The organism is Rhodococcus sp. NCIMB 12038 (assembly GCF_002165735.1).
Classification (GTDB): domain Bacteria; phylum Actinomycetota; class Actinomycetes; order Mycobacteriales; family Mycobacteriaceae; genus Rhodococcus_F.
The window spans coordinates 264,376-287,889 of the sequence record NZ_NHML01000008.1 but is presented as its reverse complement, the minus strand read 5'-3'; the positions used below and the strand labels follow the sequence as shown (position 1 = coordinate 287,889).

The 23,514-nt window shown below is 67.3% G+C and carries 32 protein-coding genes and 1 pseudogene; 15 read left to right on the top strand and 18 right to left on the bottom strand.

All coding sequences use genetic code 11. The features are described 5' to 3' along the window. Nucleotides 1-30: 30 nt before the first annotated feature. Genes CA951_RS14640 through CA951_RS14630 form a run of 3 tightly spaced genes read left to right on the top strand, consistent with a single transcriptional unit; the run spans nucleotide 31 to nucleotide 2,039 of the window. Complete coding sequence (locus tag CA951_RS14640) at nucleotides 31-738, top strand: SDR family oxidoreductase (RefSeq protein WP_087557499.1); 708 nt, start codon at nucleotides 31-33, stop codon at nucleotides 736-738. Beyond that, nucleotides 735-1,793: an S-adenosylmethionine:tRNA ribosyltransferase-isomerase gene (locus CA951_RS14635; RefSeq protein WP_087557498.1), complete on the top strand. Its 1,059-nt coding sequence runs from the start codon at nucleotides 735-737 to the stop codon at nucleotides 1,791-1,793. Before CA951_RS14640 ends, CA951_RS14635 begins: the two co-directional genes overlap by 4 nt. A gap of 51 nt (nucleotides 1,794-1,844) precedes the next feature. Beyond that, on the top strand, nucleotides 1,845-2,039 hold the full coding sequence (locus CA951_RS14630; RefSeq protein ID WP_087557497.1) for a CsbD family protein: 195 nt from the start codon (nucleotides 1,845-1,847) through the stop codon (nucleotides 2,037-2,039). 25 nt (nucleotides 2,040-2,064) lie between these two features. On the opposite strand, the gene CA951_RS14625 is transcribed toward CA951_RS14630, so the two are convergent. From CA951_RS14625 to CA951_RS44225, 12 genes and pseudogenes are all read right to left on the bottom strand, one after another. Continuing rightward, the gene (locus tag CA951_RS14625) at nucleotides 2,065-2,397 is read right to left on the bottom strand and encodes a gas vesicle protein K (protein ID WP_143543055.1); all 333 of its coding nucleotides are present in this window, start codon (nucleotides 2,395-2,397) and stop codon (nucleotides 2,065-2,067) included. Further along, nucleotides 2,390-2,599: a gas vesicle protein gene (locus tag CA951_RS14620; protein ID WP_087557496.1), complete on the bottom strand. Its 210-nt coding sequence runs from the start codon at nucleotides 2,597-2,599 to the stop codon at nucleotides 2,390-2,392. The genes CA951_RS14625 and CA951_RS14620 overlap by 8 nt, the downstream gene beginning before the upstream one ends. Nucleotides 2,600-2,602: 3 nt before the next feature. Further along, nucleotides 2,603-3,382, bottom strand: coding sequence for a GvpL/GvpF family gas vesicle protein (locus CA951_RS14615; RefSeq protein ID WP_087557495.1), 780 nt, complete (start codon nucleotides 3,380-3,382; stop codon nucleotides 2,603-2,605). Continuing rightward, a complete protein-coding gene (locus tag CA951_RS14610; protein WP_087557494.1) occupies nucleotides 3,369-3,776 on the bottom strand; it encodes a gas vesicle protein in 408 nt (135 codons plus the stop codon). Before CA951_RS14610 ends, CA951_RS14615 begins: the two co-directional genes overlap by 14 nt. Then, nucleotides 3,773-4,063 carry a gas vesicle protein GvpO gene (gvpO, locus tag CA951_RS14605; RefSeq protein ID WP_087557493.1) on the bottom strand — a complete coding sequence of 97 codons (291 nt, stop codon included), beginning with the start codon at nucleotides 4,061-4,063 and terminating at the stop codon, nucleotides 3,773-3,775. The genes CA951_RS14610 and gvpO overlap by 4 nt, the downstream gene beginning before the upstream one ends. 6 nt (nucleotides 4,064-4,069) lie before the next feature. Further along, a complete protein-coding gene (locus tag CA951_RS14600) occupies nucleotides 4,070-4,321 on the bottom strand; it encodes a gas vesicle protein GvpG (protein ID WP_087557492.1) in 252 nt (83 codons plus the stop codon). 3 nt (nucleotides 4,322-4,324) lie between these two features. Next, nucleotides 4,325-5,113: a GvpL/GvpF family gas vesicle protein gene (locus CA951_RS14595; RefSeq protein ID WP_087557491.1), complete on the bottom strand. Its 789-nt coding sequence runs from the start codon at nucleotides 5,111-5,113 to the stop codon at nucleotides 4,325-4,327. Beyond that, complete coding sequence (gene gvpJ / locus CA951_RS14590; RefSeq protein ID WP_087557490.1) at nucleotides 5,113-5,523, bottom strand: gas vesicle protein GvpJ; 411 nt, start codon at nucleotides 5,521-5,523, stop codon at nucleotides 5,113-5,115. The genes CA951_RS14595 and gvpJ overlap by 1 nt, the downstream gene beginning before the upstream one ends. Beyond that, nucleotides 5,520-6,698, bottom strand: a complete 1,179-nt coding sequence (locus CA951_RS14585; protein ID WP_087557576.1) for an SRPBCC family protein — start codon at nucleotides 6,696-6,698, stop codon at nucleotides 5,520-5,522. Before CA951_RS14585 ends, gvpJ begins: the two co-directional genes overlap by 4 nt. Before the next feature lie 5 nt (nucleotides 6,699-6,703). Continuing rightward, nucleotides 6,704-7,423: a hypothetical protein gene (locus tag CA951_RS14580; RefSeq protein WP_087557489.1), complete on the bottom strand. Its 720-nt coding sequence runs from the start codon at nucleotides 7,421-7,423 to the stop codon at nucleotides 6,704-6,706. A 290-nt stretch (nucleotides 7,424-7,713) separates the two neighbouring features. Beyond that, nucleotides 7,714-8,400: a hypothetical protein gene (locus CA951_RS44230; RefSeq protein WP_256973659.1), complete on the bottom strand. Its 687-nt coding sequence runs from the start codon at nucleotides 8,398-8,400 to the stop codon at nucleotides 7,714-7,716. A gap of 69 nt (nucleotides 8,401-8,469) precedes the next feature. Then, nucleotides 8,470-8,865 (bottom strand): annotated as a pseudogene (locus tag CA951_RS44225) (cupin); the annotation flags it as partial. A 176-nt stretch (nucleotides 8,866-9,041) separates the two neighbouring features. Here CA951_RS44225 and CA951_RS14565 point away from each other — a divergent pair. The 7 genes from CA951_RS14565 (at nucleotide 9,042) to CA951_RS14535 (ending at nucleotide 15,258) form a co-directional block, all read left to right on the top strand. Beyond that, the gene (locus CA951_RS14565; RefSeq protein ID WP_373413798.1) at nucleotides 9,042-10,355 is read left to right on the top strand and encodes a serine hydrolase domain-containing protein; all 1,314 of its coding nucleotides are present in this window, start codon (nucleotides 9,042-9,044) and stop codon (nucleotides 10,353-10,355) included. A 41-nt stretch (nucleotides 10,356-10,396) separates the two neighbouring features. Continuing rightward, nucleotides 10,397-11,446: a sigma-70 family RNA polymerase sigma factor gene (locus CA951_RS14560; protein ID WP_087557573.1), complete on the top strand. Its 1,050-nt coding sequence runs from the start codon at nucleotides 10,397-10,399 to the stop codon at nucleotides 11,444-11,446. 102 nt (nucleotides 11,447-11,548) lie between these two features. After that, on the top strand, nucleotides 11,549-12,067 hold the full coding sequence (locus CA951_RS14555) for a toxin-antitoxin system HicB family antitoxin (RefSeq protein WP_087557488.1): 519 nt from the start codon (nucleotides 11,549-11,551) through the stop codon (nucleotides 12,065-12,067). A 51-nt stretch (nucleotides 12,068-12,118) separates the two neighbouring features. Beyond that, on the top strand, nucleotides 12,119-12,997 hold the full coding sequence (locus CA951_RS14550; protein ID WP_087557487.1) for a DUF4097 family beta strand repeat-containing protein: 879 nt from the start codon (nucleotides 12,119-12,121) through the stop codon (nucleotides 12,995-12,997). After that, a complete protein-coding gene (locus tag CA951_RS14545) occupies nucleotides 12,997-13,959 on the top strand; it encodes an ATP-binding cassette domain-containing protein (protein WP_087557486.1) in 963 nt (320 codons plus the stop codon). Before CA951_RS14550 ends, CA951_RS14545 begins: the two co-directional genes overlap by 1 nt. Then, the gene (locus CA951_RS14540; RefSeq protein WP_087557485.1) at nucleotides 13,956-14,744 is read left to right on the top strand and encodes an ABC transporter permease; all 789 of its coding nucleotides are present in this window, start codon (nucleotides 13,956-13,958) and stop codon (nucleotides 14,742-14,744) included. The genes CA951_RS14545 and CA951_RS14540 overlap by 4 nt, the downstream gene beginning before the upstream one ends. Before the next feature lie 127 nt (nucleotides 14,745-14,871). Next, the gene (locus CA951_RS14535; RefSeq protein WP_087557484.1) at nucleotides 14,872-15,258 is read left to right on the top strand and encodes a hypothetical protein; all 387 of its coding nucleotides are present in this window, start codon (nucleotides 14,872-14,874) and stop codon (nucleotides 15,256-15,258) included. Nucleotides 15,259-15,269: 11 nt separating this feature from the next. Here the strand turns inward: CA951_RS14535 and CA951_RS14530 are convergent, their stop codons facing one another. Continuing rightward, nucleotides 15,270-16,097, bottom strand: a complete 828-nt coding sequence (locus CA951_RS14530; protein WP_373413796.1) for an LLM class F420-dependent oxidoreductase — start codon at nucleotides 16,095-16,097, stop codon at nucleotides 15,270-15,272. 120 nt (nucleotides 16,098-16,217) lie between these two features. On the opposite strand from CA951_RS14530, the gene CA951_RS14525 reads away from it, so the two are divergent. After that, complete coding sequence (locus CA951_RS14525) at nucleotides 16,218-16,712, top strand: DoxX family protein (protein WP_087557572.1); 495 nt, start codon at nucleotides 16,218-16,220, stop codon at nucleotides 16,710-16,712. A gap of 133 nt (nucleotides 16,713-16,845) precedes the next feature. Here CA951_RS14525 and CA951_RS14520 read toward each other — a convergent pair whose 3' ends face one another. The 3 genes from CA951_RS14520 to CA951_RS14510 form a co-directional block, all read right to left on the bottom strand. Further along, complete coding sequence (locus CA951_RS14520; RefSeq protein ID WP_087557483.1) at nucleotides 16,846-17,163, bottom strand: chorismate mutase; 318 nt, start codon at nucleotides 17,161-17,163, stop codon at nucleotides 16,846-16,848. Between the two features lie 137 nt (nucleotides 17,164-17,300). Further along, nucleotides 17,301-18,701, bottom strand: coding sequence for a phenylacetate--CoA ligase family protein (locus tag CA951_RS14515; RefSeq protein ID WP_087557482.1), 1,401 nt, complete (start codon nucleotides 18,699-18,701; stop codon nucleotides 17,301-17,303). Between the two features lie 80 nt (nucleotides 18,702-18,781). Then, nucleotides 18,782-19,495: a hypothetical protein gene (locus CA951_RS14510; RefSeq protein WP_087557481.1), complete on the bottom strand. Its 714-nt coding sequence runs from the start codon at nucleotides 19,493-19,495 to the stop codon at nucleotides 18,782-18,784. A gap of 134 nt (nucleotides 19,496-19,629) precedes the next feature. On the opposite strand from CA951_RS14510, the gene CA951_RS14505 reads away from it, so the two are divergent. Then, nucleotides 19,630-20,223 (top strand): hypothetical protein, encoded by a 594-nt coding sequence (locus CA951_RS14505; protein WP_087557480.1) that lies wholly within the window; start codon nucleotides 19,630-19,632, stop codon nucleotides 20,221-20,223. On the opposite strand, the gene CA951_RS43445 is transcribed toward CA951_RS14505, so the two are convergent. Together CA951_RS43445 and CA951_RS43790 are read right to left on the bottom strand one after the other, a co-directional pair. After that, nucleotides 20,183-20,461: a hypothetical protein gene (locus tag CA951_RS43445; RefSeq protein WP_179220200.1), complete on the bottom strand. Its 279-nt coding sequence runs from the start codon at nucleotides 20,459-20,461 to the stop codon at nucleotides 20,183-20,185. The genes CA951_RS14505 and CA951_RS43445 overlap by 41 nt on opposite strands. Continuing rightward, entirely contained in the window at nucleotides 20,458-21,129 is a 672-nt protein-coding gene (locus CA951_RS43790) for a MurR/RpiR family transcriptional regulator (protein WP_218780491.1), read from the bottom strand. The genes CA951_RS43445 and CA951_RS43790 overlap by 4 nt, the downstream gene beginning before the upstream one ends. Before the next feature lie 356 nt (nucleotides 21,130-21,485). On the opposite strand from CA951_RS43790, the gene CA951_RS14490 reads away from it, so the two are divergent. The 3 genes from CA951_RS14490 to CA951_RS14480 all read left to right on the top strand — a co-directional run bounded on the left by CA951_RS14490 (nucleotide 21,486) and on the right by CA951_RS14480 (nucleotide 23,497). Further along, complete coding sequence (locus tag CA951_RS14490) at nucleotides 21,486-22,175, top strand: transglycosylase family protein (RefSeq protein WP_087557479.1); 690 nt, start codon at nucleotides 21,486-21,488, stop codon at nucleotides 22,173-22,175. Nucleotides 22,176-22,242: 67 nt separating this feature from the next. Further along, complete coding sequence (locus tag CA951_RS14485) at nucleotides 22,243-22,530, top strand: hypothetical protein (RefSeq protein WP_087557478.1); 288 nt, start codon at nucleotides 22,243-22,245, stop codon at nucleotides 22,528-22,530. A 130-nt stretch (nucleotides 22,531-22,660) separates the two neighbouring features. Then, nucleotides 22,661-23,497: a CoA ester lyase gene (locus CA951_RS14480; RefSeq protein WP_087557477.1), complete on the top strand. Its 837-nt coding sequence runs from the start codon at nucleotides 22,661-22,663 to the stop codon at nucleotides 23,495-23,497. Nucleotides 23,498-23,514 lie beyond the last annotated feature (17 nt).

Genomic DNA, 23,514 nt, shown 5'->3' with positions numbered 1-23,514 from the left:
CCAGATGTCACTGGAGGCAAGGAGTCTGCGATGAACGGCACCAAACGGGCGCTGATCACTGGGGGATCGGCAGGATTGGGTCGGGCGAGCGCGCTCGCGCTCGCGGAGCGCGGCTGGGAGGTGATCGTCACCGGACGGCGGGTCGAACCGCTCGATCGGGTCGCCTCGCGGGGGAGCACCATCACTGCCATCCCCGGTGATGTGACGGATCCGCGACATCGTGAGCGTCTCGCCGAGGTGATCGCGGCGCGGGGGCGACTGGACCTGCTCGTCAACAATGCCAGCGCGCTCGGTCCCAGCCCGATGCCCGCCCTGACCCGGTACCCGGAGGATGAACTGGCCCAGGTCTTCGCGACGAACGTGCTGGCGCCGATCGCGTTGATCACCGCGCTGATCGGGCAGGTGCGGGCCGCGGACGGCACCGTGATCAACATTTCGTCGGACGCCGCGGTCGAGGCCTATGTGGGCTGGGGCGGCTACGGTGCGGCGAAGGCGGCGCTCGACCACGCGACCGCGGTACTGGCGGTCGAGGAGCCAGATCTCGCGATCTACGCTTTCGATCCCGGCGACATGCGCACGGCGATGCACCAGGCGGCGTTCCCCGGCGAGGACATCTCGGATCGGCCCGAGCCGGAAACGGTGGTCCCGGCCCTGTTGAGGCTGCTCGAGACGCGCCCATCCAGCGGCCGGTACCGTGCATCCGACTTCACGGCCGCGAACACGGGAGTGTTGTCGTGACCCGGGCAGGCAGCGGGTCCGTGACCGAATTCCGGTTCGTCCTGCCCCAGCGATTGGAGGCGAGCGGCCCGCCGGAGGATCGGGGCCTGCTGCGCGACTCGGTGAAGCTGCTCGTGTCCGATCGGGGCACGCTGGTGCACAGCACTTTTCACGACCTGCCGCGCTTTCTCCGGCCTGGTGACGTGGTGGTGGTGAACGCGTCGGCGACGCTGGCCGCGGCAGTGGACGGCACCGTCGACACGGTGGGACCGGTGGTCGTGCACTTCTCCACCGAACTCGGCGGCGGGGACTGGGCGGTCGAGGTGCGAGCGCCGGGCCCGGTATCGGGAGCCCTCGACTCGCTCGAGGCGGGCACGCGGATCGGGCTTTCGCGCGGCGCCGTTGCGACACTCCGGGAGCCCTGGCCCCGTGGTTCGACCCGGCTGTGGCGTGCCTCGGTCGACGGCGTCGCGGACGTAGCGACGGAACTGCTCGCCACCGCGGGCCGTCCGATCACGTACGCGTACGTCCATGGGCGCTGGCCGCTGTCCTACTACCAGACGATCTTCGGCCGCACCGGTGGGAGCGCCGAGATGGCCAGCGCCGCGCGACCGTTCACGCATCCGATGGTCACCGATCTCGCGACCTCGGGGGTGGTGACGGCGCCGATCCTGTTGCACACGGGTGTGTCCTCGCCCGAGCGTGGGGAGCCGCCGATCCCCGAGCGGTACGAGGTGCCGGAGCACACGGCGCGACTGATCAATGATCGCCGCGCTGCCGGCGGCCGTGTGATCGCGGTCGGCACCACGGTGACCAGGGCACTCGAGACCCAGGCAACGCCGGACGGGCTGGCGGTGGCGGGCGTGGGCTGGACGAACCTGGTGCTGAGCGCGGCGCGGCCGGCCCGCGTGGTGGACGGGCTGATCACGGGGTGGCACGCGCCGGGGGCCTCCCACCTGATGCTGCTCGAATCGGTGGTGGGCGCGGCGGCGGTCCGACGCGCCTACGACGAGGCGCTCGCACGCGGATATCTGTGGCACGAGTTCGGGGACAGCGCGCTGTTGCTGCGTGATTGAAACCGGTGACGCTGGGCAATCGGGAGTGACAGCAGAGGACAGGACGGCGTCATGAATATGGGAAAGAAGATCCGGCACAAGGTCGAAACCGCCGAGGGCGCCGCCAAGAAAGCGGTCGGTAGGGCCACTGGCAACGCCCACCTCGAAGCAGAGGGGAGTAAAGAACAGGCCAGTGGCAACGCCAAACAGATGGGCGACAAGGTCAAGGACGCAGGAAAGAAGATCAAGAACGCCCTCAAACACTGATATTGCCGACGCTCGGTGAGTTCGGCTACTCGTTCGACAGCAGCGGACCCAGCGGTCCGAGGTCGATGTTCAGGTCCTCGGGTGTGAGGTCGAAATGATCACGCAACTCGGCCATGCGCTCCTCGAGCAGCATGAGCGTCGTGCCGATGCGTTCGATCTGGTCGTCGCTGAGATCGCCGTGCTCGACTCGGCGCAGCGCCTGCCGTTCCATCAACTGCCGTAGTAGCTCCACGATCGTCAGGACGAGGGTGACCAGGCCCTTCTCGACTGATTCGGGATCCGCGTCGATCCGCTGCGGCAGTACCCGGCGACCGATGTCGCTCGGGGCATCCGAATCGACGGGTTCGGGCTCAGCCATCGTCGGAATCCTGCTCGGCCAGATCCGGGACGAGTGCGCTCACCGACGCGATGAGCGTGCGCAGGGAGATGCGGACCATGTCGACGTCGGCGAGTGACAGCGTGATCTCGCCGGTGATGACGACACCGCCGCCCAGCACCCGGTCGAGTAGATCGACGAGCGCGATGCGGCGGGTGTCGTCCGCGGGAACCAACTCGCTCATGGCTCAGCCGTCGATTCCGGCGAACGAATACGGCGGCCACGGTCCGGTCAATTCCAGTGTGATGCCCGGACGTTCGGCGTCGAGTGCTCTGACGAGTGCCGCGAAACCCTCCACGCGTTCGTTGTCGACGAGGTAGGTGCCGTTGAGGATCATCCAGGCCCGCTTGCCGGTGAGCACTGGATCGGTGATCTGCCGGCGTACCCCGTCGACGGCCTGGTCCAGGAGGGCGGAGTGAATTTCTCCCGCGTGGCCGGCCGCCTTGCGTTCGACGTCCTGCTGCGCGCTCAACTCCGCACGGCGGCGCAATAGATACGCGGTTCCCTTCCCTGTCGCGCCGGCCGAGGACGGCTCCTCCTTCACGTTTTGCGACAGGATCTTCGCGTCTCCGTAGCCCTTGACGCCCCATTCGCTCCGCCCGGTCACCCGGCGCAACGTCGCATCGAACTCTTCCCGGCGTTCCGTGAGGAGGCGGCGGACGCGGTCGTCGTCGAGGTAGAGGGTCGCCAGCCGCAATGGAACGGTGGGTCCGCTGCGCAAGACGGCCGCGACGACGGCGTCGTGTGCTCTCGCGGTTGCGGCCAGCCAGTCGAGGTCCTCGAGTTTGCGTTGCAGGGGTTCCTGCCCGAATTCGCCGAGGCTCACGGTCCCCACCACCGCGACCAGACCCGACGACGTCACCGTCCGGACCGGTTCACCGGCCACACCGGTGACCCCGTCGAGTTGCGCATCGCCGATACTGTCGGTGGTGATGCTGTAGAGCCAGACACCGTCATCCGCTGTCATCGTCGCGCTCCTGACGCCTCGCCTCCACCTCGACCGTGTCGGCGGCCTCGACCGCGGGGCGAACCGACCTGTCGGACTCGAGTTCGGCGATCCGCTCCCGCAACTTCCGGTTCTCGAGTTCGATGTCGCTGTTCTTGCCGGTCAGCCAGGGGTCGTTCTCCCACCAGTTGATCCCCACCTCCTTCGCGGTTTCCAGTGAGGCAATCACCAGTCGCACCTTGATGGTGAGCAGTTCGATGTCGAGGAGGTTGACCTGGATGTCGCCGGCGATCACGAGACCCTTGTCGAGTACCCGCTCCAGAATCTCGCCGAGATTCGTCGACTGGTGCCCGCCGCCGAATCCGCCGCCCGAACTCTGCGGAAGGTTGCTCGCACCGCCGCCGGCGACCGTCATGACTGCGCGCTCCCGCTGTCACCGACACCGCGGCTGTAGCGGCGGGTTCTGCGGTAGGACAACAGTTCTCCATCCAGGTCCAGTACCACCTCGTACAACGCGAGCATGTCCGTCGACGACGGGATCCGCCGATCCTCAACCACCTCCACCTCCACCGCCCAGCCGTCGTCGGTGGGCATGACCGATGTGGCACCGAGCGGCTTCTTGCCGGTCAACTTCGCGATGTCACGCGTTGCGATCTCGGCGATCTCCGGCGCAGGCAACGGAGGTGGCTCCTCTTCTGCCATCGACTATCACTCCTTCTCCGGGCTGCTGGGCCGTGCCGATCCGGTCATGCGGTCGAGGATCGCCTGCTGTGCCTCTTCCTCCTCCTCGGCGGAGATCTCACCGGCCGCGCGGGCGTCCTCCAACTCCTCGAGCGCGCGCCGCGCGCTCGCGGGATTGTGGAGTTCTTCCTCGACCTGTCGCTGGATCAACTCGGCCAGCGAGATCACCCCACGGACGGGAGCGAGCGGCAACGTGGCGATGAACGACAGCACACCCATCGGTCAGCCCTCCGGCTTCTGCGTCACCACGAAGTCGTAGGCGGCGAGAGGTCCGAGCAGGCGCATCTCGACCCGGCCGTCCCACTGCTCGGCCAGGTCTCCCACTGCCTTCTCGAGCTCTTCCTGTCGGGCGACCTCGACGAGGACCGCTACCTGCGCGGCCTCCTCCTCATGGGTCGGTTCCCGGACGTTGACCGAGTCGGACAACGACTCGAGCGCTTCCACCACCGTGCGCGTGTCTTCGTCCCGTTTGGCCTCGATGCCGTTGCTGATGATCTCGCCCAGCGCCATCCGGGCGTCGCGGGTGGTCTCCTCCGGCTGATTGCGGATCGCGTCGACCAGTTCGCCCGCTTGCTGGTTCTCCTCGATTATTTCGCGGAGGATCGCTTCCTCGACGTACCGCCCCTTCACGACGTACTGCGCTCGACCCTCGAGTTCCTTCAATGCTGCGGCGAACTCCTCGGCGTGTGCCTCGAGCAGTTCCTTCTCGACGGCCTCCTCATCGGTCATGACCGCCCCGAAACGAAGCGGTAGTACCGGTGCCACACCCGACGTACCGTCCAGCAGGTGTGCATGCGCCTGGAGATCCTGGGGTTTTCCGAGTGGCCGGTCCACCGAGATCTCGCTGACCAGCGCCGCGATATCGCCGTGCGTGACGACGGCGACCGGGCCGTCACACACGCCGACCGCGTCCTCTTCGGCTTCCACGTCCGCGGGCACGATGCCGTACACGTAGATGCCGCTGGTGCGCGGCTCGTCGGACGCGTCGTTGGACTCTTTCGACTTAGACATCACTTGTCCCCTCGACTGGACTTGCGCGAAACCCGCTCGCGCTCAGGCTCTTCCTGACCGCCACCGAGGAAGTCGCCGAGTTTCTCACCCGCCGACTCGATCGCGCCCTTGGTCTTCGATTTGGCACCACCCTCGGTGACGTCGCCGACCAGGTCCGTCAGACCCTTCGGCTCACCACTGCCGATCTCGAGCCGGTTCACGGCCTCCGCAAACCGCAGATAGGTGTCGACACTGGCGACGACGACGCGAGCGTCGATGGTCAGCAATTCGATACCGACCAATGACACCCGCACGTACGCATCGATAACCAGGCCCTTGTCGAGGATGGTGTCGATGACGTCCGCGAGGCTGCTGGAGCTGGGGCCGCCGCTGACTCCACCGCCGCCACCCGCCGGTTGTATCGCCGTCATTGCCGCGCTCCTTGCCGCGAACTTGCGGACTTCTTTGCCGCAGTCTTACGCGGGCGGCCCCGCCGTTTCGGGGCTGCCTTGGTCTCGGCGGCCGCAGCGGTCTTGCGTGGGCGACCTCGGCGCGCCCGCGGGGGTGCTTCCTCTTCTTCTTCCTCTTCCTCCTCCTCGCCGGTGTCGTCTTCGTCGGTGTCCTCCGACTCGTCTTCGTCTGTTTCCTCAGGTTCTTCCTGCTCGGACTCGTCCTGCTCTGGCTCCTCGTCTTCGCTTTCCTCGCCTTCGGCTTCGTCCGTTTCCTCGGGCTCTTCCTGCTCGGACTCGTCCTGCTCGTCCTCGTCGGGCTCGACCACCTCGCCGTCCCGGATCTCCCCGCGCCAGCCGACCACCTCGTCGGGGTGGAGAACCGACTGCGTCATGACGTGGCGGCCGAAGTGCTTCAACTCAAGTCGCGCTCGTCGTCCTTGCGCGCGCCACAGGTTGCCCGTCTTCTCGAACAGACCCTTCGGGTGATACTCGAGAATGAGAACGATGCGGGTGAGATCGGGAGTCACCTCGTGGAACGTCACCGCGCCATCGACATAACCCTTGGCACCCTTCGAGTGCCACACGATCCTCTCGTCGGGAACCTGCTCGATGATCGACGCCTCCCACGTTCGATGCGACAGGAACACCTGTGCCTTCCACTCGAGCTTCTCGTCCGCTTCCTGCTCCACCCGCTCGACCTTCTTCATGAAGGAGGGGAAGTCGGCGAATTGGGTCCATTGGTTGTAGGCGAGCTGGACCGGGACCCCGACATCGAGCGTTTCGACGATGTTGGTCAGCTTGAGCTTCTTGCCTTTGCTGCCGCCACCACCGGTGACGGCCTCCTTGACGTCGGAAGCGGTGTCCTTGACTTTTTCCTTGGCGCTCTGCAAGCCACCGCTCACCGCAGACTTGATCGGTGATTCACCCTCGGCCAGTTTCTCGGAACCGGTCACGGCGGCGAGCAGCCCTCCGCCGCCACCCTCGGCGTAGTCGGTGAGCCTGCCCGAAGCGTTCTGCACCTTGTCGGAGACCGACGTGAGCGCTTTCTCCGTCACCGTGCCGACCAGCTTCTGCAATGCGTCCTGCAGCACACCCGACGACCCGCCACCGTCTCCCGGTGCGGCTTCACTCAGTTTTTTTGCAGCGTTCGTCATCGTGCTCACCGTCCGCCGCGCCGGACGGGCGCGGAATCAGTCGTGGCTTTGGCCCGGGTCCTGCGGCCGCGGGTCGGGGCTTCCTCGTCGTCCTCTTCGTCCTCGTCGGATTTCGCGCTGCGCGACCTGCTCGTCGGCCGTGAGCTGCCGTTGCTGGACGCGCGCCGACGTGCGGCGGGTCGCTTGCGTCGAGCGGGTTCCTCCTCGTCGGAGGCTTCGTCCTCGTCGGGTTCTGGTTCCTGGTAGTCCTCGTCTTCCTCGGCGTACTGTTCGTCCGGCTCTTCGTCGACTTCGGATTCGTCGTACTCCTCGTCCTTGGACCGACCGCGTCGCTTGCGACCGAGTTTTCCGAGACTGCTGAGTTTGCCGACCGAATTACCGACACCACCCACAGTGTCGTCGACCGTGTCGCCCACGTCGCTGACCGCTTCGCCGCCGCCGGACAGAATCCGGTTGTTGAGCTGGTTGATGCGCTGGCTTGCGGCGGTGACCGCCGCGGCCTTCGCAGCGCTGACCAGCTCTTGTCGAACCGAATCGCTGATCTTGGCGAATTCGGGGGAGTTCGCGAGCACCTTCGTGCCGCGTTCCAATAAATCGCGTGGCCCGCCGGGGAAGCGTCCGGTTGCACCCGCAGCCGCGAGCATCAGTGCCATTTTCATCCTGTGTGTTCGGCCCAGCATGTAACCCGCGCCGACGGCCAACGCCACCTGACCTTTGGTTTTCATCGTCGAACCCCTTTACCGAGTAGTCGCCGGCGCACCTCTCGCCAACTTCGGCAATGTGTCGCAGGACCGTCCTCGGTAATGTGTCGCAATACCGTGCGCGGTAAGGGGGCGCCGTCTCCCGACTACCCCAGCGGCAGGACGCTCAACCAGCGGCAGAAAAGTCGGTTCGGCCGACCTGCCGCGGCGAACGCTTCCCACAAATCCCGGCGGGCGGAGACGAGATCGACGCATCGCTGTGGTTTTTCGAGAGTGATTCAGCTGCAATGCTTTCCGTGTGCAAGGTAGGAATGTCACCGGCTGGCGGCTCGTACCGCCGCGACGATCACCGCGACGAGGAGCGCCAGCAGAAGAATTACGAGTAGTACCGGTCCGAGCAGAAGTGCGACGAGGAGAAGGAGAACAAGGCCGACCTTGGCTTTGCCGCTCAAACCGGACATCAGCGCTTTGATCGCGGCCCACACCGGATTCTTACCCGTCAGCGCGGCGCGAATGCCCTCGAGTCCGGCGCCGGCCCCGGCGTTGCTGTGTATTACCTCGTGGACGAGCGACGCCAGCCACTTCTTGAATTTCTGCCGGAGATTCTGCGCCTCCTTCTCGCCGCGGTCCCGCAGTGCGTCGACGAGGCGGCCAACCTGGTCCTGCAGCCACTCGGTGACGTCCCCGAAGTCCGGTGCGACCGGATCGGGCAGGCGCTTGCTGCCGGAGCCGGAGGATCCGGTGTGGGCCGGTCCGCGGGACCCCGTGTCCCGGGGACGCTTCCGGGCCGTCGGCTTCGTGACGGGTTCGGTGCGGGTATCCCTACGCGTCGGCCGGGCCGTCGTCGTGGTCCGTCGGGGAAGGCCGTGCCGCGTCCCGGCCGAAGTCGATGTCGACGTTGCCGACCGCCTGGGCGGGAGTGGTTGCCTTCGCGGCAGCCGTCCAGGGGGTGCGTCGGCGAGCGCCGTCGACCCTGTCGTCGTCCTCTCTCGTGCGCCCATACACCCCAATTACCCTCGGAGAATTTCTTGAAACCGGAGCGGGAACGGCGGCAATTCGGGAACGACGGGTTACCCTTCCCCGCGTTCGTCGAGCGGGTTTTTGCGCGTGACGATGAGCGGGTCGGCGGGGGTGAACGGAAGTTCGGCAGATCGTCGATGTGCGTGTCGAACGTGGCGGCAAAGACTTCGCGGGAGTGCGCGCTGACCGACGTCCCCGTGCTCGAGATACCGCGGCGCACATAACCTATTTCGCCGCCGACGGCACCACGGGATCGCCGATTCGGGCCGCCAGGGCGCGGTCCGCGGTGTTTCGTCGGAGAGCGGCGAAATCGGAGGCGTCGAAATCGTAGGTGTTGCCGAGCCGACCGTGAAGGTCGAAACACGCTGCCGGTGTCGAGTACGGAGACGAGCGACGTTCCGGACAGGGCAATACGTGAGTTCATTCGCGTTGGCGTGCCAGTGCGGAAGCGCTGAAATGTTTCGGTGATCGCGACGGAGTGGGTGGTCTCGCGGGCTAGGATTCGAAGAGGCCTGCCAGCTGGTACCGCCCATCGGCGCGGTATCCGAACCATGGCGCCGAGGCGGTGATGGCGACGATGAGGGATTTCCCGGCGGAATACATGCGGGGCCGGAGAACTGGAGTGGGTCGGTTGCGCGCACGACGCGCCACCCGTCTCGCTGTGTTCACGGCGTGCGGCGCACTCGTGATCGCGGGGTGCTCACCCACGTCCGAGCCGACGACCGCCGAGAATGCTTCATCGCCTGCCGCGGCGACGGCGACGGCTGCTTCGAATTCGGCGCTCAATTCCATCGATCCGGCCGCATTTCAGGCCGCGGTCGACGCGGCCGCCGAGGAGTTGATGATCCCCGGTGCGGTGGTGCAGCTCCGCACCCCGCAGGGAACCTTCGACGCGGTGGTCGGCACCACGGAATTGGGCGCGGACACACCGCCGGATGCGCAGACTCATTTCCGAATCGCCTCCAACACGAAAACCTTGACGGCGGCGCTGACGGTCCTGCTGGCACAGGACGGCAAGCTCCGGTTCAGCGACCCGGTGTCCACCTACGTTGCCGACGTGCCCAACGGCGAGAACATCACCATCGAGCAGCTGTTGACGATGCGCAGCGGGCTGTACAACTACACGAATGCGCCCGAGCTGGCGGCGACTTTGGACAGCGACCCGGCGAAGGCATGGACGCCTCGGGAGGTCCTGGACATTGCGTTCAGCCGGCCGCCGGACTTTTCACCCGGCACGTCGTACGAATACAGCAACACCAACTACGCGTTGCTGGGTCTGGTCGCCGAGAAGGTCGGCGACCGCCCGCTGACCGAGCAGTTCCAGGAACGGTTGCTCGGGCCACTCGGGCTGAACCAGACCTCTCTTCCCGCCGCCGACGATACGGCGATCCCGGACCGGTATTCGCACGGTTACATGTACGGCGGATCGGCCTACGCCCTGTTGGACGAGCCGTATCCCGCCGACATGCAGGCCGCCGCGAGGGCGGGGACACTGCAGCCCGTCGACTACACCAACCAGAATTCGTCCTACGCCACCGCCGCCGGCGGTGCCATCTCCACGGCGGACAACCTGGCGACATGGATCCGGGCGCTGGTCTCAGGCGAGGTATTGAATCCGGAATACCAGCAACAGTGGCGGGACAGTCTGCAACCCGAGGACCCGGACGCACCCGACGGGCAGCAATACGGTTACGGGATCAGCTACCAGCGTTTCGGGCCGAACGCGTCGATGTATTACCACGGCGGTGAATTGCCGGGCTTCAACTCGTTCATCGGATACGACCCGGACAACGAAGTCACCCTCGTGATCTGGGCGAATCTGACCCTGTCGCCCGAGGGCAAAACCACCGCGAACGCGTTGCTGCCCACCGTTCTCGACGAGATCTACGCAGGAATGTCGCTGGCGCCCACACCCGCTCCGACCCCCACGAGGTGATGCGCGGTGCACGAGTCGCCGGTGGGGCAGGATCATCGTTCGTGAGCGACAACTCCGTTCGAACACCGCACGCGTCGGCAGAAGCCGAGGATCCCGACCTGGCCAGGGCCCGGGACGGAGACGACGCCGCGTTCACGCGCCTGGTCGGACCGTTGCGCCGCGAACTGCACGCCCACTGCTATCGCATGCTCGGCTCCAGCCACGATGCCGACGACGCCCTGCAGGACGCGCTGCTGCGGGCGTGGCGCGGTTTCGCGAAGTTCGAGGGCCGCAGCGCGCTGCGCTCCTGGCTCTACACCGTCGCGACGCGCACCTGCCTGGACGCCGTCGAATCGCGCGGTAAGAGGGCCCTCCCCGTCGACCTCGGTCCCTCCAGTGATCACGTCGTCGTCGGCGACGTGCCGCTCACCGAGGTGGCGTGGCTGGGTCCGTACGCCGATGCGGGACTGGCCGCCGGTGCGGCGGGGCCGGCCGCCCGCTACGAGCAGCGCGAGTCCGTCGAACTCGCATTCGTTGCGGCACTGCAACATCTGCCGGGCAATCAGCGGGCTGCCCTGCTGCTCTTCGAGGTCCTGGGGTTCTCCGCCGCCGAGATCGCCGCCGCCATGGACACGACGACGGCGTCGGTGAACAGCGCGCTGCAGCGGGCCCGGGCGATCGTCGCGAAGAAGATTCCCTCGATGACCCAGTCGCAAACGTTGCGCGGGATCGACGACGCGCGTCTGCGAGCCCTGGTCGCTGGGTACTCCACCGCGCTGGAACGCGGTGATGCCGATGCTCTGGTCGCTCTCCTGACGGAGGACGTCACCTGGTCGATGCCGCCGATGGCTCACTGGTACCGCGGTGTGGCCGCGGTCACGGATTTCGCGGTCCGGGTCCCGCTCACGGGATGCGGTTCGTGGCGCCACCTGCCGGTCGGAGCCAACGGTCAGCCCGGCGTGGCCTTCTACCTGTGGGACGAGGGCGCCGGCACCCACCTCCGCTGGTCGATCACGGTGCTGACCCTGCGCGGCACCAAGATCGCGGAACTGACCTCGTTCATCGGTCCGGAGCACTTCGAGCAGTTCGGTCTGCCTGAATTCTTGCCGTGACCTGCGCTCGCGGTGACCGACTGCGCCGCGGTGACACCACGATGGCACATCGATCCCCGACTGAGTCTTGCGATGGTGCCATTGTGATGCCATGATGGCACCATGGATCTCACACCCTATGTCGCGTCCCTCCGTCACGAACTGGCAGTAGCCGCCGAAGCCGGGGGAGAGGACGCCCGTGCCCTCGCCGAGCGACTCACCGCACCACTGGAGTCCGGAGTCCGGCTCGCGCTACTCGACGCGCTGTCGGCGGCCGCCAGTGAAATCACCCGCGACCTCGCACCGGGTTCGGTGGATCTTCGACTCCGCGGACGTGAGCCCACGTTCGTCGTCACTCCCGCGCCCGCCGAGCAGTCGTTCGAGGAGCCGGCCGCATTCGGTCCGGACGTGACGCCGCCGCGAATCGCGGAAGTGGAAGACGGAGCCATGACCCGGATCAATCTTCGTCTCTCGCAAGACCTCAAGGACCGCGTCGAGGAGGCCGCTCGGGAGGCAGGACTGTCGGTGAACGCCTGGCTCGTCCGGTCCGCGGCCGCGGGGTTGGAGTCCGACGGCGGCAGTGGTCGCTCCGAACGGCGTGCCCCACGCGGCAACGACCGTTTCACGGGCTGGGTGCGCTGACCCGACCCGCCCGTCCTTTCATTCGCCATCACCACATTCCGGAGGACAACCATGCCCACATTCAGCACCCCGGCGCCGATCTCGGCCACGGTCGAACTCGTCGTCGGCGACGCACGGATCACGGCGAGCGACCGCGACGACACTGTCGTGGACGTGCGCCCCAGCGACGGTTCGCGGGAATCGGACGTTCGCGCCGCCGAGCAGACCCGCGTCGAGTACTCCTCAGGGAGGCTGCTGGTCAAGGCGCCGAAGCAGCGCGGTCTCGGCCTGTTCGGCAAGGCCGGTTCCGTCGACGTCACCATCGCGCTGCCGACCGGCTCCGAGTTCGAGGGCGACGCGTCGGTGGCGACATTCCGCGGCGCGGGACGGCTCGGTGCGTGCCGGGTCAAGACTTCGGCGGGGGACGTCCAACTCGGCGACACCGGCCCGCTCGACGTGCACACCGGGGCCGGCACGGTCACCGTGGGCCACGTCGCGGGCGATGCGGACGTGAGCACGGGGTCGGGAAAACTCCGCGTCGGTGCGATCGACGGCAGTGCCGTGATCAAGAACTCCAACGGCGACAACTGGATCGGCGCGATCGACGGCGGACTGCGGGTGAAGACGGCGAACGGCGACATCTCCGTCGACGACGCCCGCGCCGACCTTGCCGCGGCAACCGCCAACGGCGACATCCGCATCGGGCAGGTGACGCAGGGCGCGGCGTCGCTGGAAACCGGCCACGGCCGAATCGAGATCGGAATCCGCTCCGGGACCGCTGCCCGGCTCGACGCGCACACGTCCTTCGGGAAGGTCCAGAACCATCTGGACTCCGTCGACCGGCCCGAATCGACGGACGACAGAGTCGAGGTGCGTGCCCGTACCGGGTTCGGCGACATCGTGATTCGCCGCCCCGATTCCCAGAAGTCGACCAGTCGAAAGGCAGACTGATGACAGCATCGATCACCACCCGGTCCGCGATCACCACCACCGGGCTACGAAAGTCATACGGCGACAATGTCGTCCTCGACGGCATCGACCTCGACATCGGCGAGGGAACGATCTTCTCGCTGCTCGGGCCCAACGGCGCAGGCAAGACCACCATGGTCCAGATTCTGTCCACGCTCATCGCCCCCGACGGCGGCGACGTCAGGATCGCGGGTCACGATCTCGCCCGCGAGCCCGATGCGGTGCGATCCACCATCGGTGTGACCGGCCAGTTCTCCGCGGTGGACAACCTCCTCACGGGTCGCGAGAACCTGATGCTGATGGCCGATCTGCACCACCTGCGCCGCGACGCGGGCCGCGCCCGGGCCACGGAACTGCTTGCCCGTTTCGATCTCGTCGAGGCGGGAGCGAAGCCGGCCGGAAGTTACTCCGGTGGCATGCGCCGCCGTCTCGACCTCGCGATGACCCTCGTCGGCAATCCCCGGATCATCTTCCTCGACGAGCCGACGACCGGTCTCGATCCGCGCAGCCGCCGCGCCATGTGGCAAATCATCCGAGAACTCGTCGCCGACGGAGTCACGATCTTCCTCACCACCCAGTACCTGGAGGAAGCAGATCGGCTCGCCGACCGGATCGCACTCCTCGACGGCGGCAGGCTGGTCGCGGAGGGAACGCCGGAGCAGCTGAAGAGGCTCGTTCCGGGCGGCCACATCACCCTGCAGTTGCCCGGGGTGCGCGAACTCGACGCGGCCTCCCGGCTCCTCGGGGACGTGACCCGGAACGAGGAATCGCTCACGTTGCAGGTTCCCGGCGACGGCAGCGTGCAATCGCTGCGCGCACTGCTCGACCGGCTCGATCACGCGTCGATCAGCGTCGAGAATCTGACCGTGCACACTCCCGATCTCGACGACGTCTTCCTCGCGCTCACCGAGCGTGCCGCAACCCGGAAAGAGAGCCTGCGATGACAACCATGGGTTACGCGCTGAGCGATTCGGCAACAATGCTGCGCCGCAACCTCCGGCACATGATCCGGTACCCGTCGGTGACGGTGCTCCTCGTCGGGATGCCGATCGTCCTTCTCCTGCTCTTCGTGTACGTCTTCGGCGGCACGCTGGGGGCGGGACTCGGCGATCCCGACGGCGGACGCGGCGCCTACATCAATTACGTAGCACCGGGAATTCTCTTGATGACCGTGGCCAGCGCCGCCCAGGGCACCGCGATCTCGGTCGCCACCGACATGACCGAGGGCATCATCGCCCGGTTCCGGACGATGGCCATCGCACGGGTGTCCGTGCTGACCGGGCACGTCGTCGGCAGCATGATCCAGACACTGATCAGCCTCGTGCTGGTCGTCGGTGTCGCCGTGCTCATCGGTTTCCGGCCCACCGCCGGGCTCGGCGAGTGGATCGCGGCGACGGCGGTGCTCGCGATGTTCACGTTCGCACTCACCTGGCTGTCCGTCGCGTTCGGGCTGGTGTCCAAGAGCGTCGAAACGGCGAGCAACCTCCCGATGGTGCTGATACTGCTGCCCTTCCTCGGCAGTGGATTCGTCCCCACCGACTCGATGCCCGCCGGTCTGCGGTGGTTCGCCGAGTACCAGCCGTTCAGCCCCGTCATCGAGACCATCCGCGGGCTGTTGCTCGGCGGTCCCGTCGGCAGCAGCGCCGTGCTCGCGGTCGGCTGGAGCGCCGGTATCGCGCTGTTCGGCTACCTCTGGGCGAAAAGACTGTTCAACCGGCGCGTGAACTGACGGCTTTCACCCGTGCCGGCGGGCCCTCACCGCGGTACTCTTCCGATGCCGCGGTTTCGCCACCGATGATGCAGCCGCAGGTTACAGTCGGAACCGGTTTTTCCTTCTTCAGCAGGGTGGGATCGCGATGAACTTGATCAAGAAATCGGCAGCATCGGTCCTCGTCGCAGCGACGGTGACACTCGGAGCGGGCACGGCGCACGCCGACCCCGTCGTACCGAACACGGGAACGCCTGCACTGGCGATCCCCGGCCGGCACGAGGTCGACAAGCAGCAGGCCCTCGAGAACATGCTCAACGAACTCGGCGTCGGCTGGGCCAACGGGGGAGCGGCCGGCACGGCGATCGGCGCGCTCATGGGTCTCGGCGTCGGATGTGTTTCGATGTTCCCCGGCAGTCTCGCCGGGTGCATCATCGGTACGCCGATCGGTGCGATCACCGGTGCAATAGTCGGTATGGGCCAGGGCAACCCCAGGGCGGCGCAGGCCATCCAGGAGTACATCAATACGCCGTGAGTCGTTGTCCGTCAACTCTGTTCGCGGAGTCGACGGATCACGGGGGCGAACACCTCCAGATACGGTTCGTGGACGGTGACGTACGAGAAGCCGTAACGCTCCCGCTGGCTCCGGAGTTGCTCGGCCATCTCGTCCACGGTTCCCACGAGGACGTAGGGGGTGCCGAGGACGTCGTCCACCGACATGGTGTCGCCGAGCCGGTCCGCGATCTCGGTCGCCGTGGCCCGGCGGTCGTCCGTCTCGACGACCGATTGGACGAGCAGATGCCACTCGATGTCCTCGGCTCTCGCACCGGCATGGTTCCGTACGAAGCGAATTCGATCGGCCGCCTCGTCCGCGGTGGCGAGGCGGAATGTGCCCGGGGGCCGGCCCGGAATCTGAAACGTCCCCGCGACGCCGACGATGTCGGCGTGGGCGGCCGCGATCCGCAGCACCCGGTCGCCGGTACCGCCGATGGTCAGGGGCGGACCCGAGCCGCCGAATCCGCGCCGCTGCAACGGTCGTGGCACGGTGCGGCCCTCGGGTAGCTCGTCGAAGTCCGTGGTGAAGGACGTGCGCAGGCCGTCGACCATCTCCGACAACTGCTCGACCCGGCCGCCGAACGGCTGCCATTCGATACCCGCGGCGTCGAACTCCCACTTCATGTGCCCGGCACCGAGACCGATCTCGAGCCGTCCGTCGGTGAGGATGTCCGTCGTCGCGATCTCGCGAGCGAGGAGGGCGGCGTTCCAGAACGGTGCGTTGAGCACCAGGGTTCCCACACGAAGCCGCGTGGCGCCCGCGACGGCCACCAGCAACGGGAACGGTGCCGGGGCGCCGAGATGGTCGGCGGCGAACACGGCAACTTCAGCGCCTCGAGTGTGATGCTTGCCATACCTGAGCCCCGTTTTCCCACGTGGCCGCGTCGAATGGCCCTGCAAGTTCAACGCTTAGGGCAGGCATGCCTTATCTTCTGCGAGGTGACAAACAAGAGCACTTCACGCCCTCGAGGCGCCACTGTCGACTATGCCATCGCGGCGTTCCGCGTGGTTATCGGCTTCCTCTTCTTCTGCCACGGAACTTCGACGTTGTTCGCGTGGCCGACCGCACCTCACAGCGGGCACACCGCAGCGGTAGGTGCCTGGCCGAGCTGGTGGGGTGCCGTGATCCAACTCGTCTGCGGCGCCGCGTTGTTCCTCGGCCTCGGGACGCGAATCGCGGCGTTCCTCGCCTCGGGTTCGATGGCGTACGCCTACTTCTGGAGCCATCAGCCGGACGGTGCCCTCCCCATCCAGAACAATGGTGAACTCTCGGCTATCTTCTGCTGGGCACTGTTCCTGATGATCTTCCTCGGCGGCGGTGCGCTCTCCCTCGATCGCCTCATTGCTCGTGGCGGGCGCACGGCGCAGGCAGACGACAGCGACACCGCCGGCGAATCCGGACCCACGGACGAGTTGCGGGAAGTGAACGCCTGAAGAACGTCTCGTGAGCCCGGGCGATGACCGTCATCTCCCGGATCGCCTGAACAGGCGAACAGTGCCCAGCGTCGCGAAGACTGCTGGGCACTGCTCTCGCGATCGGTGTCGACCGAGGTGAGTGTCGGTACGACTACCGTGTTCGGTAAGTCGACGAAAAGGGTGGCCGCGCCAGCCGGAGCAGTTCCAGCGCCAGCAGCGAACCCCGGGGGCCCAATTCGTCCTGATAGCGGCGGATCACGTCGGTCTCCCCACCGAGCGCGACCATCGGTGCACCGGACTCGACCCGGGTGCGGGCCGCGAGCTGTGCGAGAACGAGGCGGCGATTCACCGCATCCAGGATCTCCGCATCGAGGCGAGCGATCTCGGCGTGAACGCGATTCAGATCCGTGCCGTCGGAAACTGCGCCTGCGGCGTCTTCGGTGACTGCCCCGGAATCACTGTCCGTCATCGTTGCTCCTCGACTGGGTGACCGTGTAAGACAATCGTCGGACGGGAGCGTCCGCAACGACAGACACCCTGGGGTGAGGATCGGCGACCCCTGTCCGGGCGGGGTCGACCGAGTGGGTGCCGCGAACCGATTCCGCGTTACCGCAGTGCGATGAACCGCTGCAATTTCCCGCTCGCCTGATGACGCCGCAGGTGGTCGACGACCTCGATTCGGACCTGCGGATCGGACAATCCTTGCCGGCGCAACGCCGCGGCGACAGCCGACGTCAGCCGGGCTACATCGGGGTCGCCGACCGCGAAGATTTCCGCACCGTCGGCGATCTGCCTGACCTGATACTCGGAAACGCGCGGATCTGCGCCGAGGACGTATCGAAATGTGCTCGCGGGCACCGTCTTCGTCCCGTATCGGAAATCGTCGTCGCGCCGCCCGCCGATGTCGGCGACACGCATGAACGCACTTCCGCACGGGCAGGTGCCGGGCAGCAATGTGACCTGATCGCCGAGGTCGTAGCGGATGAAGGGAAACGTTCGGTTGGCGAGGCCCGTGGCGAGCGTTCGCGCCGCGGGCGCATCGGCGGCGACCGGCGTGCCACTGTCGTCGACACGTTCGAGCACGACCTCGTCCTCGCACACGTGCAGACCCTCGCCATGTCCGCAACCCACGGCCTGCACTCCGATCTCCGTCGACCCCCAGAGGTTGTGGATCGGCGCCGACCAGGCTTCGCCGATGGCCTGCCGATCCTCGTCCAGCAGTGGCTCGGAGTTGGTGCTCACCCGGACGGGGCGAACCTGCAGATCACCGGCCAGTGTGGCGCGGGCGAGTCGTCCGATCACCGACGCATATCCGACCAGGTGCGTGGGTCGGGCCGCGGCCACCGCGGCGACGATCTCGCCGAACGGTGCACCTGCCGGGATCACGACGGTCTCCATTCCCGGTGCGGTCGGCACATCGAACAGTGGGGTGCTCGCATGTGGTGGGATGCCGGCGGCCAGCACGGCGAGCCGCGAAGGAGACCACACGGGTGCCCGCCGTTCCTCCCGCGCCTGGACCCGCCAGGCCAGGCAGGCGGCCGACACGTAGAACTGCCAGTCCCAGACATAGACGCCGCGGACCCCACTCGACCCACCCGAGCTGAAGATCTGTTCGTCGCCCGGAGTGTACGAAAACCATTGCTGCCCGGCCAGAATCCGCTCGGCACGCTCGCGGTCGAGGTCGCGAGTGGTGACGATCGAATCCCACTCGTCCTGTGCGTCCTGCTTGGTCATCATCGGCAGCGACGCCAGGTCGGCGACTGTGGCCGTCGACGGATCGAGACCGCGCAGCCGCCGGGCGTGAAACGGCGACCGCTCGCGGGCGTGCGAGAGGAGGGCCCGCAGCCGGGCAGTCCGGTAGCGCTCGATCTGCTCTCGCGGCCAATCCAGGCGTCCCGTGTGGTCCTCGAGGGCCGCCTGAACCGCATTCACCTGGGCGGCGCGCACACGTGCGTACGCTGTGTGCCCCGTGTCGTCCGGAGCATCTCCGGGTACCGATCGGGACATGACGCCCTCCGCATCAGGATGGTCCGGCGCACCACTGCCGTCCGTGCGTATTCGAGTCTTGCACAGCGGGGTGCCGACCGTCAGGAGGTGTGAATCTTCCGCAGGAGTCGCTTCATCGTGCGAGCGTCCCGCCACCCGAACGACGTGCGGTCCGCGGCCCGCCGTTGGAGACTGTCGACGATGCGGGCCGGAACGGCGACCCGGTGCCGCACCGCACTGTCCACGACCTCGAGAATCGCGCGCTGAGGCCGGTCGTCCTCGAGTGCGAAGCCCGCTTCGTGCAGAGCGTCGGGAGGCAGTGCCGGACGCAACGCGGAGAGCACCTCGTATGCGAATGCGCGGAAGTGCTCGCGGCCGAAGGCGTCGGTGAACGTGACCGTGGCGATCGACCCGAGAAGTTCGCTGTCGCGGGCCAGGCGGGGGAGTTGTCGTTCCCAGTCGGCCGCGGCCGTGATTCCGGCTCCGGCGATCACGCCGACGGCACCGAGTGCGCGAACCTGTTCGAGCCACCCGTCCGGCGGCACGATGACGCCCTCGAAGAGGACGTCCGTGCCGTCCTCGATCACCAGTGTGCGTCCGTCGACGGAGCGCAACGACAACACGGCCGACGTCAGCCCGTCGACACCGTCGAACACGGGGCTGGGATCCCGCCACCCGCGCCCAGCAAGGTTCTGCAACAACGCATGCCAGGTTCCGGGCTGGACGTCGTAGTTCAGCGCCACCATCGGTGTGCCCCGTCGGTCCGCTGCGGGTGCGTGGTAGATGGCGACGGCGTCCACTGTTGGTTCCCCCATGGAGCGTTACGATGCCACAGAAAAAGTCCGACTGGAAGGTTTTGTCCTCCGTGTGTCGGCGCGCCGTGTCCCATTCTCTGCGCGAACGCTGCGTCGCGATTGCGGTGCGGCGACGACTTTGGAAACCTCGGAGGATGGGAGGCTTCGTCTGGCAGCACGCGGCCGTTGTCACCAGCCTGGCCTTCGTGGTCGACGGCCTCGCAATCCTCGCGGGTCGCCGGCGCGACGCGCCGACCGGCACCTACGGACTGCTCGTCGTCGCGGTCGGTGTCGGGTCGCTCGTCCGGCACGGGCCCGATCCGCCGTGGCAGGGATACGCGCACGACATCCCGATCGCGACGCTGCTCGCGTACATCGCCGTCGACGCCGCGTCCGATCGGTTCGGGCGTCGGCTGTCGCCGGGGTGGTGGCTCGTTGTTCCGCTCCTGATGATTCCCACCGTGGCTGCCGGCCCGACGGCGTCGACGATCGTGCAGGCACTGCTCGCCGCGGTGGCCGTGGGACTCGCGCTGGAACGCGCCCGCGTCCGACCGCAGTTGCGGCGGACGACTATCGTCGCGGCACTGTTCCTCGCGTCCGGCGCTCTGCTCGGTGCCGTGGACGACAGTCTTCTGCCGGGCCACGCGCTGTGGCACGTGCTCGCCGCCGCCGGATTGTGGCGGCTGGCGCCCACGATCGGGCGAAGTACTACCCCGGGTCCGCGACACTGTGGGCGTTGGTGCGGTTGACCGACAAGACCCGCCACACTCGCGCCCATTCGATCTCGCAGACCGCGCCGTTGACAATGCGCGGCACCGCAGCGGCGGACCGCGCCAATCGGGTCGCCTCGCTCGTCGCGGCGATCCTGCCGTGGACCGCGCACCGCAATTCGGTCCCGCGGCAGGACACGACGTCGCTCACGTCGCGCCCGAAGAGTGACGACATCGTGATCCCCGGGGTGGTGCCCGCGCTCTCCGTCGACGTCACTTCGATATCAGACGGCAGCACGGGGAGGATGCCAGCTCCGGATGACCTGTCCGCCAGCCGATCCCGACCCACGTGCTCACCGCTGTCGGCGCTCGCAAAGCCATGGTCGGACACAGCGCCGGACAGTAGGTTCGCGTCCGAGAGAAATTTTGCGACAACTGGCTGATCCGCGCCGAGAACTGCTGCCCCAGGATGTCGAGCGGCGCCTCCACGCTGCGACCCGCGGTGGTGAACCGCAACGCGGCATCCTGGATCGGTGGGGACGAGAAACCGTTGCTCACCAGCAGAATCCGACGTGCCCACGCGATCAGGTCCACGACGGCGGCGAACCCGGTGGGATCCGGTGTCACACGGGCCAGTTCGAGCCGAAGATGTTGGAATACACGGAAACCCAGTCGCTGGCACGCCCGTACCACCGTCGCCGGCGACGTTCCCGACGCCGCCGCCAATTCCGCCGTCGACAACTCGACCACCGCCGCGGGCTCGGCGAATACGGCCCGCGCGACCCGCTGCTCCCCGGGGCCCAGAGTGGCCAGGCCGGTGCGCAACCGCGCCAGGGTGGCGCTCGAGCGCCACGGATCGGCTGAGCCATGCGGCATGTCGGCACTGTCCTGTTCGTCCCCGCGTCGGTGGACTCCGGCGGTGTCGGGATCGTCAGGGGTAGTCACTGCACCGCCACCTCGGACGGACGGGAGGGTCCGTTCACCGCACCGTCATCCGGCATTTGCACGCGCGTTCAACAGATGTCGGAATTGTCACGACATGGCTTCGAAACGGTATCGAAACCTCAGAACTGCACAATTTTCACTCGCGTTTCTCAATAGTCGAACATCCGTACCTTGTTCATGCCGTGTGAATTTCGGGAGGAGGCCACGTTCGGGGGCCCGCCGCTGCAGATCTGCCGACGCGGGTTCGTGATCCCGACACCTTCGAGGCGCGGGACGAGGCACCGAAAGGATGGCCGGCGATCGACGTGAAGTCGCCGGCACGCCGCGTCCGCCGGCGCGGAGAGGATTGAGCCAGCATGACCACTCGCAACATGGAGAAACGCACCTTCGGCTGGATCGCCCTGATCGGCGCGGCCGCCACCGTTCTACTGGGGCTGGGCGCGGGAACCGCGTTCGGCGCGCCGCACGACTGGGAAGAAGTCGCGGAGTGCGAAAGCGGCGGAGACTGGACCACCGACACCGGAAACGGGTTCTACGGCGGCCTGCAGTTCACGCCGGAGACCTGGAAGGCGAACGGCGGGAAGGGCGACCCCTCGGAAGCCAGTGAGGCCGAGCAGATCCGGGTCGCCGAGAACGTCCTGAAAACCCAAGGCCCCGGCGCGTGGCCGGTGTGCGGCCAGTATCTGAAGAAGGGTGGTACAGCGCCCGTCGAGGTACCCCCCGTCACCAAGGCACCTGCACCGGCAATCGAGACTCCCGACCCCGTCAAGACGCCGGACGTCGTCAAGACTCCCGACCCCGTCAAGACGCCCGGCCTCGTGGAGACGCCGGATGTCGTCGAGACGCCGGACGCTGTCGAAACACCCGATCTCGCGGAGACTCCCGACGTCGTCGAGACGCCCGCACCGGTCGAAGCGCCTGCGACAGTCGAGGATCCCGCCACGGTGAAGGCGGCCGCCCAGGAGGCCCTGGACCGAGCCCGCGCGCTCGCCGCGCAGAACGGGTCGAGTGAGGAGTTCGAGGAGAGGGCCGCAGCACCGCGGTAACGTCCGACGCTTCTTGTGCGAACTAACCACACGGAACTGTTGTGTCGTCGCCTACGAAGGAGCTCTCGTGCAGAAGAAGTCCGCTCGGCGTGCTGCAGCATTGGCCGGGATCCTGGCCGCACCTCTCGTCCTCGGAGCCACCGTCGGTGCAGGTTCCGCGAGCGCCGAACCATGGCATGTCGGACCCGTCTACCGTGCCGAGACGTCCGGCGAAGGCGCGGAGTACTTCTGCGGGAAGGCCGCGGCTCTCGAACAGACGTCCGGAGTCGTGATCGTGCCGTGCACGTTCGACTCGGCCACCGCCGTCTGGTACCGCGTCGTCTTCAACCCCGCCAACTGGGGCTTCGACTTCTGAGGCGGACCGCACAGGTCGGCGCCGCACCTGACGAAGCGGTGCCCGGACACGTCCACCGCACTCCGCTTCGTCGAGTGTGCCGGCGCGCGGTGAAGCGCAGACTCCTCGGTATGGCCGAGGAAAGAACAGCATGAGCATCGAGACAGCCCAGCGCAGCGAGATCGACCTGGCGATGGCGAGAAGTTGGCTTCTGGTCCCCGCGGTCGGGAGCGAGGTTCTCGCCGCGGCGGCCGCCTCGGGCGCCGACGCGCTGATCATCGACCTCGAGGACGGCTTGCCGTTCGCCGCGAAGGACGGGGGTCGTGCCGTCGCCGCTGCGTGGCTCGAACGGAACCCGGGCTGGGTCCGGATCAACGACGCAACCACCGCGCACTGGCAGCGCGACCTCGACGCGATCCGCGGCCTGCCCGGGCTGCGCGGGCTGATGCTGTCGAAAACCGAAGGGCCCGGACAGGTGCGGGACACCGCCGCCGAGATCCCCGGTGTCCCCGTGGTCGCCCTCATCGAATCGGCGGAGGCCGTGGTGGCCGTGGACGACATCGCGCGCACCGGTCCCGTCGCCCGACTCGCGTTCGGGATCGGCGACTACTGCCGCGACACCGGCGCCGGACGTACGCCGATGGCGTTGGCGTACGCCCGGTCCCGGCTCGTCAATGCCAGCCGGGCTGCCCGGATCGCGGCTCCGATCGACGGGCCGACGCTGGCGCAGCGCGCCGAGATCGTCCGGGAAGACACTCGACATTCCCGCGAGATGGGGATGACGGGGAAACTGACCCTCGTGAACGAGCAGGTACCCGTAATCAACACCGCGTTGGCGCCGGACTCGGACGACATCTCCTGGGCCGAGTCGACGATCGAGCGACTGGGTTCGGACGGCAGCCGTGTCACGCACGGCGGGCATCCGCCGCAACTCGCCCGCGCCCACGACATCCTCCGTCGCGCGGACCACTTCGCGGCGCGGGCCTAGGGCGTGTCTCCCAATGA